Annotated in this window: 10 protein-coding genes; 5 read left to right on the forward strand and 5 right to left on the reverse strand. The window is 39.9% G+C overall.

All coding sequences use genetic code 11. The features are described from left to right. On the reverse strand, positions 1-407 hold a 407-nt coding region (locus RQ763_RS06350), incomplete at its 3' end, for an aconitase family protein (protein ID WP_314151834.1). 211 nt (positions 408-618) lie between these two features. Between RQ763_RS06350 and RQ763_RS06355 the strand changes: the two genes are divergently transcribed. Further along, positions 619-1,308 carry a 16S rRNA pseudouridine(516) synthase gene (locus tag RQ763_RS06355; protein ID WP_314151836.1) on the forward strand — a complete coding sequence of 230 codons (690 nt, stop codon included), beginning with the start codon at positions 619-621 and terminating at the stop codon, positions 1,306-1,308. Here RQ763_RS06355 and RQ763_RS06360 read toward each other — a convergent pair. After that, complete coding sequence (locus RQ763_RS06360; protein ID WP_314151837.1) at positions 1,292-1,822, reverse strand: hypothetical protein; 531 nt, start codon at positions 1,820-1,822, stop codon at positions 1,292-1,294. The two genes, RQ763_RS06355 and RQ763_RS06360, sit on opposite strands and share 17 nt — an antisense overlap. Before the next feature lie 160 nt (positions 1,823-1,982). On the opposite strand from RQ763_RS06360, the gene RQ763_RS06365 reads away from it, so the two are divergent. Next, on the forward strand, positions 1,983-3,197 hold the full coding sequence (locus tag RQ763_RS06365; RefSeq protein ID WP_314151838.1) for a NifS family cysteine desulfurase: 1,215 nt from the start codon (positions 1,983-1,985) through the stop codon (positions 3,195-3,197). A 173-nt stretch (positions 3,198-3,370) separates the two neighbouring features. Then, the gene (locus RQ763_RS06370) at positions 3,371-4,345 is read left to right on the forward strand and encodes an iron-sulfur cluster assembly scaffold protein (protein WP_314151839.1); all 975 of its coding nucleotides are present in this window, start codon (positions 3,371-3,373) and stop codon (positions 4,343-4,345) included. A 3-nt stretch (positions 4,346-4,348) separates the two neighbouring features. Here the strand turns inward: RQ763_RS06370 and RQ763_RS06375 are convergent, their stop codons facing one another. From RQ763_RS06375 to RQ763_RS06385, 3 genes are read right to left on the reverse strand one after another with little or no spacing between them, the layout of a single operon-like run. Further along, positions 4,349-5,176, reverse strand: a complete 828-nt coding sequence (locus RQ763_RS06375; RefSeq protein ID WP_314151840.1) for a UDP-N-acetylmuramate dehydrogenase — start codon at positions 5,174-5,176, stop codon at positions 4,349-4,351. After that, positions 5,176-5,442 (reverse strand): flagellar biosynthesis protein FliQ, encoded by a 267-nt coding sequence (gene fliQ, locus RQ763_RS06380; RefSeq protein ID WP_314151841.1) that lies wholly within the window; start codon positions 5,440-5,442, stop codon positions 5,176-5,178. Before fliQ ends, RQ763_RS06375 begins: the two co-directional genes overlap by 1 nt. Further along, positions 5,442-6,305, reverse strand: a complete 864-nt coding sequence (locus RQ763_RS06385) for a menaquinone biosynthesis family protein (protein WP_314151842.1) — start codon at positions 6,303-6,305, stop codon at positions 5,442-5,444. The genes fliQ and RQ763_RS06385 overlap by 1 nt, the downstream gene beginning before the upstream one ends. 172 nt (positions 6,306-6,477) lie before the next feature. On the opposite strand from RQ763_RS06385, the gene recA reads away from it, so the two are divergent. Continuing rightward, positions 6,478-7,515 carry a recombinase RecA gene (gene recA, locus RQ763_RS06390; protein WP_294928553.1) on the forward strand — a complete coding sequence of 346 codons (1,038 nt, stop codon included), beginning with the start codon at positions 6,478-6,480 and terminating at the stop codon, positions 7,513-7,515. A 56-nt stretch (positions 7,516-7,571) separates the two neighbouring features. Further along, positions 7,572-8,804 (forward strand): phosphopyruvate hydratase (eno, locus tag RQ763_RS06395; RefSeq protein ID WP_314151844.1); only part of this gene is annotated, 1,233 nt, incomplete at its 3' end.

Raw genomic sequence — 8,804 nt, forward strand, 5'->3', positions numbered from 1 at the left:
GTAGAGAATGCTCCAAGCGCGCCGTGTGTACATGTATGGCTGTCTGCTCCGATGATAACATCACCCGGAGAGACAAGACCTTTTTCAGGCAGAAGCGCATGCTCGATTCCCATATCTTTTTCATCAAAAAAGTTCTTTAGGTTGTGCTTCTTTGCAAAGTCACGGCTTATTCGCGCTTGGTTCGCACTTGCGATATCTTTTGCCGGTATAAAGTGATCAAGAACTATAGAAAATCCATCCGGATTTGCAAGTTTTTCAGCGCCGCTGAGGTTAAAAGCGCTGATAGATATAGGAGTAGTAATATCGTTTCCGATAACCATGTCTATGTTAGAGCGGATGATTTCACCTGCATGAACAGCTCTGCCGACATGCTCAGAGAATATTTTTTCGGTTATAGTTTGTCCCATGACGTATAATTCCTTAATTTTATTACATAAAATGAAGGAAGCCTCCATTTATTTATAACGACGTCAGAAGTAATTCTGCCATCTACGCTAGCCGCTAAGGCACTAAAGCTTGATACTTTTGTATCAGATTCTATTTTTGCGATTATACCTACTTTTGTTTTGTATATAATTTAACCCACAAAATGGTAGGATTGCAAAAAAAGTGATAAATATGCAAAACAGCTATAAAAGAGTTGACGCTCACCTCTCAAGTCTAGGGTACTGCACAAGAAGTGAAGCAAAAAAGTTTTTGAGCAAAAACCTAGTATGTATAGAGGGCGTCAGGGTTTTTGATGTAAGACAAAAAGCTTACCACAGCGACATTACGGTTGAGGGTGAGAGACTTGATGATGAGAGATTGGTTATTTTGATGAACAAGCCAAGCGGAGTAATCTGCTCTCATGATGACGCTGGAGTGCTTATCTACTCTCTGCTTCCACAGCGCTGGCAAAGAAGAAATCCAAAGATTTCTACCATCGGAAGATTGGACGCAGACACTACGGGTGCGGTTTTATTAACGGATGACGGGGAGTTGAATCATAAATTAACCAGTCCAAAAAGCGATGTGGTTAAAGTGTATGAAGCTACTCTTGCAGAACCTTTGAGAGGGGATGAGGCAGAGATTTTTACAAGCGGGTCTCTTATGCTAAGGGGAGAGAAAAAACCGCTTCTTAGTGCCAAAATGGAGATAATAGAGCCAACTTTGGTAAGGTTGAAGATTTGCGAGGGAAGATATCATCAGGTAAAGAGAATGTTTGGTGCAGTAGGAAATAGGGTAGTAGCACTTCACAGAGTGCGTTTTGGAGAGTTTAGTGTTGATGGCATGGAGCCATCAGAGTATAAGATTATAGATCTTTCCTAACATCCAAATCAGAAATCTCGTATCTTAGAACCTTTTTCATATATTCGGTTGAACAGAAAAATAATGCTACAAAAATAGGGTTGATTTTTACGCAATCCTCCTCAATAGTTTCAAATATTTTAAAGCTAAACCCCTCAAAATCTTCAGAGTTTTTAACCCTTACGCTAAACTCTATCGGCGCTAAAGTTTTGACCATGTTTAAAATCTTTTTTTTCTTTTTTTGACTATCGCTTTGAAGAAGATTAAAATCTGGATTTTCTGAGCTTCTATGTGAGCGAATAGCATCTTCTAAAACATCAAATTTATCTTTAAAAACTATTTTATTCCATTTTATATTGAGCTCTTTTGAGTCAACTTTGCAACTGCTGCTGATTAAAGCGTTTGGTTTTTTCTCTTTTATGGCTTCGATGAGTCCTAAAAGAAAATTGACTCCTCCGACACTCTCTACACACTTTTGCATCAAAAGGTGTATGATTGCTTTGGTTTCTTCATTATGTTTGTTAAAATTACACATTGGTTTTCCTATTTTGTTTCAATGTATAATTATAGCTTAAATATTATATAAGCACAGTTTCATTTAAGCTTATTCAAATAACAAAACTAATACTATAACAGAAGTAAAAGAAGACAAAAAATGTCTTAATTAAAAACAACTCGATAAAACAAGGTTAAATATGCTAGTTTATTTAGATAATAATGCCACAACAATGGTTGATCCATTAGTCGTTGAGGCTATGGGGCCATTTTTTAGTGAGATTTACGGTAATCCAAACTCACTTCATAAATTTGGTACTGCTTCGCATCCTGCACTTAAAAAAGCGATGGATCAAGTTTATACGGCGCTTAATGCAAGTGACAATGATGATATTATTTTTACGTCATGCGCAACCGAATCAAATAACTGGGTTTTAAAATCTGTTTATTTGGACCATATAGTAAACGGTGACAAAAACCATATTATTACAACAGAGGTTGAACATCCATCAGTTTTGGCGGCATGTAGAGCGCTTGAAGAGGAGGGCGTAAAAGTTACTTATCTACCCGTAAATAATCAAGGTGTTGTAGAAGCTCATGTTGTCAGGAGTTTTATAACTGACAAGACGGCTTTGGTCTCTGTCATGTGGGCGTCAAACGAGACGGGCATGATTTTTCCTATTAAAGAGATTGGCGAAATATGTAAAGAGAAGGGTGTTCTTTTCCATACAGACGGAGTTCAAGCAGTTGGAAAAATTCCTGTTGACCTTCAAGATGTACATGTTGACTTTTTATCTATGAGCGCACATAAATTTCACGGCCCTAAAGGGGTAGGCGCGCTATATATTAAAGATTCACAGCCGCTCTCTCCGCTTCTACATGGCGGCGAGCATATGGGTGGAAGACGCTCAGGAACACTCAATGTTCCATATATCGTGGCGATGGGTAAGGCAATTGAGCTTGCAACTACAAATATAGATGAAAAGATAACTTCAATAAGAGCAAAAAGAGACCGCTTGGAAGATGCTCTTTTGGAGTTAAGTGATACTTTTGTTGTAGGTGATAGAGACAACAGAACACCAAATACTATACTCATATCCATTAGAGGTGTTGAGGGTGAAGGTATGCTTTGGGATCTAAACAACGGTCAAATCGGAGCTTCTACAGGTTCGGCTTGTGCAAGTGAAGATCTGCAGGCAAATACAGTTATGCTTGCAATCGGCGCAGATAGCGAACTTGCTCATACCGGCATTCGTTTAAGCCTTAGCCGTTTTACTACAGATGCAGAGGTTGACTACACGATTGAGCACTTTAAAAAAGCAGTTTTCAGACTTCGTGCAATTTCAAGCTCATTCGCAAAAGTAGGACCGACTCCTGGCGGCGAATCAAAAGAGTGTGAGTTACACCACCATTGATTGCTTTTCAATGAATAGCGATTCTTTGTTAAATGAAAGTATAAATTTCTGACACGAACGTGTCAAGCTTTAGTGCCACAGCGGCTAGCGAAGCAAAAGGGACGAGTTCCTTTTGCGGACAAATCAGGGAAAAAGGTTCCCTTGAATTTATGAAATAAATTAAAGGAAGTATTATGGCAAAAAATGACTTATTGGGGGCTTCTTTATGGGATGCTTACTCAAATAAAGTAACCACTTTGATGAATAACCCAAATCATCAGGGCGAGATTACAGAAGAGGAGGCTGCATCACACGGCAACAGACTTATTGTTGCTGATTTTGGAGCTGAGAGCTGTGGGGATGCTGTGCGTCTTTACTGGGAAGTTGACCCAAAAACAGATGTTATCGTAAACTCTAAGTTTAAAAGTTTTGGATGCGGAACTGCTATTGCGAGTTCAGACATCATGACTGAACTTTGTATCGGCAAAACTGTTCAAGAGGCTGTAAAGATAACAAATATCGATGTTGAATTTGCTCTAAGAGACAATCCAGAGACTCCTGCTGTTCCGCCTCAAAAGATGCACTGTTCAGTTATGGCTTACGATGTTATTAAAAAAGCTGCAGGACTTTATCTCGGTGTTGATTCAGAGACTTTTGAAGAGGAGATAATCGTTTGTGAGTGTGCTCGCGTTAGTTTAAGAACTCTTCAAGAGGTTATTAGACTAAACGACTTGACAACTATTGAGCAGATTACGGATTACACAAAAGCAGGTGGTTTTTGTAAAAGCTGTATAAAACCTGGCGGACATGAAAAAAGGGAGTACTATCTAGTGGATATTTTAAGAGATACACGTCGTGAGATGGATGAAGAGAAGATGAAGGCAGCTGCGGATGCAGGCTCAAAAGGAAGTTTTGAGTCGATGACTTTGGTGCAGCAGATTAAAGCAATTGATGCTGAAATAGATGAGAGTGTTCGTCAGTTTTTAATCATGGACGGCGGCGACATGGAAGTAATCGACGTAAAGCCCGGTGATGAGTATATCGACGTATATATCAGATATTTAGGTGCATGTAACGGATGTGCAAGTTCTGCGACAGGAACTCTCTACGCAATTGAGTCAACGCTTAAAGAGAAACTATCTAAGAAGATAAGAGTTCTACCGATCTAATTCCTACTCTTTGTAGGGGTTATGAAGCGGTGAATTCTCACCCATATATCTCATATCTAAAACCGCAATTTCACACTCAAGCCAGATTTTAAACTCAGCATATACTCGTTTCTGAGCCTCTTGTATCAAAAATATTGCATCATCAAAAGTTCCGTTTTGCACATTTACCAAAAAGTTCGCGTGTTTTGAGCTAAACTCCACTCCGCCCACTCTGTAACCTTTAAGTCCGACTGCTTCTATGAGTCTGCCGGCATAATCATTCTGTGGATTTTTAAAACAGCTCCCCGCACTCGGCGCTGAGGGCTGATTATCCCGCATACTTTTAAACATTAAGAGCTTCTCTTTGTCATAACCATATTCAAGCGTAAACACGGCTTCTAAAATAGGAGTTTTAATGTTTGTAAATCTGTATCCATACGCAATCTCTCTTTTTTGAAAAACACCGCCACATGTGGTTATAGAGAGCAGATGATTAAATATCTCATACTCTTTAAGCCCCGCGTTCATATAGACTAAACCGCCTAAAGTCCCCGGTAGATGGGAGAGAAACTCAAAATTTGCAATATTATGTTTTTTGCAAAAAGAGGCTATTTTCCCCGAAGGCGTAGCAGCGCCGATTTTAAGAGTGCTGTTCTCTATCTTTATATAGTCATACTTCTTGCTCAGTTTTAAAAGAGGAGGAGATTTTGTGCCCATCAAAACATTGTTACATGAGCCGATAATGTAAAAATCTTCATAGTTTTGGTTGCAATCTTCAAGCAGAAAAACATCTAAATTTCCGCCGATTTTAATTGAAGAAAATTTGGATAAGTTTACTGTTTGGCTCTTCATTACTCTACAAAGTCTGGAATCATGTTAAATATGTTAAGAGAGAAGTCGGTCATCGAGTTTAGCATCCAAGGCATCGTTAATATTACAACAATAACTACGCCGATAATTTTAGGAATAAAGCTAAGAGTCATCTCGTTGATCTGTGTAGTAGCTTGAAATATACTTACCGCCAAACCTATGAACATACCCGTTAAAAGACCCGGAAGCGCGAGAAGGAGCGCTATCTTAAATGTTTCAATTCCAAGAGCGACAAGTTTTGCTTCCATTATGAATTTCTTATCTCTTGATACTCAGTCGGTATCATAAAGTCTTCAACTTTTAGAGGAGAATCATAAAAACCGTTTTTGTAGCCAATCTCAAAAAGCTTGTTTATAGCTTTATACTGTATTTCGCTTAGCGTTATGGAGTTGTCATTTGCGTAAAGTTCAAGATATTTATCTAAAGTAGGCGCATCTATGCGTACAAGATCCCTCTCAAGAAGCATTTGTGAGAGTTTATATTTGTGATCGCGCGCAACTTGCACTGCTCTTGTTAGGGTGCGCTCGTACTCTATGGCTCTGTTTAGAGGTATAGAGCGGCTAATCGCCATGCCTCCCAGAGGAAGAGGAAGCTCATCTCCTGCGAGTTCTTGCCAAATGTCCCATATCTCTCTCTCAACTTCAAGCGCATCATTGTAGGTCAAAATGCTCTCATGAATAAGCACGCCCGCGTCAACTTTTCCATCAAGAACAGCCTGCTCAATCTCTAAAAAGTTCATATATGTCACTCTGGCGTCAGGGTAGGCAATGCGAAAAAGCATAGCGTTGGTTGTATGTTTGCCGCTAAGAGCAACTTTGAAATTGCGCTTGAGTTTGGCACCTTTTTTTTTGATGAGTTTAGGTCCATAACCCTCTCCAAAACTAACGGCAGTGCTCAACAGAGCATAATCATCTCTTATATGAGGGTAGAGGGCAAAGCTTATTGCGACTATCTCATAAACTCCCTCAAGTGCTTTTTCGTTTAGAGTTTGAATATCTTCGGCTATATTGTCAAATTTTACGCCATCCATATCTACCCAGCCAAACTTAATAGCATAATACATAAATACGTCATCAGCGTCCGGAGAGTGTGCAATAACTGTTTTTTTCAAATTAGTCGCCTATCTACTTAAAAATATAAACTAAATTTTAACCAAATAAGGATAAAATCCCACTAATTTTATATAGAATTTCTGTATAAAAATATGACAATTTGCAATATTTTAAAATAAAAATCAAAAGTTGTCGTACAATAAGTCTAAATTTAATATAAGAGAGTCAAATATGGACGCGAATAAACAAAAATCATTAGACTTAGCTATGAAACAGATTGATAAGGCATTCGGCAAGGGCGCGCTTATGAGACTCGGCGATAAAGAGATAATGCCGATTGAGTCGATTAGTACCGGTTCTATTGGACTTGACCTTGCACTCGGCATTGGCGGAGTACCGCAGGGCAGAGTTGTCGAGATATATGGACCTGAGAGTTCAGGAAAGACAACTTTGGCACTTCAAATAACGGCAGAGTGCCAAAAAGCCGGCGGTATTTGTGCATTTATTGATGCAGAACATGCCCTTGATGTCGGGTATGCTAAAAATCTTGGTGTTGATGTTGACAATCTGCTTGTTTCTCAACCGGATTACGGTGAACAGGCTTTAGACATAGTTGAGACTATCGCTCGCAGCGGCGCAATAGACCTGATAGTTATCGACTCGGTTGCGGCGCTTACGCCAAAGTCTGAAATAGAGGGTGAAATGTCTGACCAAAATGTCGGTGTTCAAGCACGTCTTATGTCAAAAGCTCTTCGTAAGTTAACGGGTATTTTGCATAAAATGAACTGTACGGTTATTTTTATCAATCAGATTCGTATGAAAATTGGTATGATGGGATACGGCTCGCCGGAGACTACTACCGGAGGAAATGCGCTTAAGTTTTACGCTTCGGTTCGTATAGATGTTAGGCGTATTGCATCTCTAAAGCAGGGCGAGAGCCAAATAGGCAACCGTGTAAAAGCAAAGGTTATAAAAAACAAGGTAGCACCTCCATTTCGTCAAGCTGAGTTTGATATAATGTTCGGTGAAGGTATCTCAAAAGAGGGCGAACTTGTAGATTATGGCGTTAAGCTTGATATCATAGACAAGAGTGGCGCTTGGTTCTCTTATGGAGAGGCAAAGCTCGGTCAAGGGCGTGAAAATGTCAAGGCTAAGTTTAAAGAAGACCCAGAAATGGCTCGCGAAATTGAAGAGAAGATAAAAGCGGCCATGGGCATAAACTCACTTATGACAATGGATACTCTAGAGATAGAGGATGCAGATTTATAATCCGCCCATTAAGCGATATAAAATTAAAATTTTTTATAAAAGAAGGTAGATAAATAATGTTTATAGATAATGTTAGTGCAATAGAAGTGATGGATTCACGTGGAAACCCGACGGTAAAAGCTACAGTAGAGCTTAGTGATGGAACAAAAGAGAGTGCAATCGTGCCATCTGGCGCGAGTACTGGCAAGCGCGAAGCGCTGGAACTTCGTGATGGCGGCAGCAGATATATGGGCAAAGGCGTACTAAAAGCGGTAGAAAATGTAAACAGTCAAATTTCTGATGCTATTATCGGGCTTTCTCCGTTTAATCAGGCCGTAATCGATGCCACAATGAAAGAGCTTGATGGAACTGAGAACTACGGAAATCTAGGTGCAAATGCAGTTCTGGGTGTCTCTATGGCAGTTGCACGTGCCGCAGCAAAGAGTTTGGGTATCCCTCTTTACCGCTATCTTGGCGGAGCTAATGCTATGGTTATCCCTACGCCGATGTTAAACATTATTAACGGCGGTTCACATGCCGACAACTCGGTAGATTTTCAAGAGTATATGATTATGCCGGTCGGATTTGATGATTTTGCAACTTCACTTCAAGCCTCAGCAGAGGTTTACCATAACTTAAAAGCTATTTTAAAAGCAAAAAAACACAATACGGCTCTTGGAGACGAAGGTGGTTTTGCGCCCGATTTAAGCTCAAACGAAGAGCCTATCCAGATCATTATGGAAGCGATAGAAAAGTCTGGGTACAAAGCGGGAGAACAGATGGCAATCGCTCTTGATGTTGCGGCAAGCGAACTTGTTGCAGATGGCGGCTATAGACTAGATAGCGAAAACAGAACAGTAACTTCTGCAGAGCTTGTTGATTACTATGTTGATTTATGCTCAAAATATCCAATCGTCTCTATAGAGGATGGCTTAAGCGAAGATGACTGGGACGGATGGAAGATACTAACCGAAAAGTTGGGCGACAAAGTACAGCTTGTAGGCGATGATCTTTTTGTTACAAATGCTAACATACTCAACGAAGGAATCCAAAAAGGGATCGCAAACTCTATCTTGATTAAGCCAAATCAAATTGGCTCGGTAAGCGAAACTATGCTTACTGTCCGCCTTGCTCAAAGAAACGGCTACAAGTGTGTTATGAGTCACCGTTCAGGCGAGAGTGAAGATGCTTTCATTGCAGACTTTGCTGTTGCACTAAACTGTGGCGAGATAAAAACAGGTTCTACTGCTCGCTCAGAGAGAACAGCTAAGTACAATCGCCTCTTAGAAATAGAAAATGAAGTTGTTTAC

The sequence above is a fragment of the Sulfurimonas sp. genome (genome assembly GCF_032250635.1).
GTDB lineage: Bacteria > Campylobacterota > Campylobacteria > Campylobacterales > Sulfurimonadaceae > Sulfurimonas.